The organism is Thalassolituus sp. UBA6592, from assembly GCF_002433655.1.
Taxonomy (GTDB): domain Bacteria; phylum Pseudomonadota; class Gammaproteobacteria; order Pseudomonadales; family Oceanobacteraceae; genus Venatoribacter.
The window spans coordinates 10,594-10,825 of the sequence record NZ_DJIO01000122.1 but is presented as its reverse complement, the minus strand read 5'-3'; positions in this window follow the sequence as shown (position 1 = coordinate 10,825).

Sequence of the window (232 nt, the reverse complement as noted above, 5' to 3'; positions counted from 1 at the left end):
ATTCATGAAGGATGTTACGTTGAGCTCCGCCTCTTCCTTAAATCGTCTTTGGCGTCTCATGCTCGGCACTCAGTTGCTGGATGGCTGACCTGGCTTACGTTCAGTAATGATGTTGAGGAACTTAACCCCAGCCATTTCAATACTGTCGACAATTTCGTTGGTTTTTGTCTGCAGAAAGCTGTGCAACAGAATCAGCGGAATAGCCGCCATCAGACCGAAGGCTGTGGTGTTC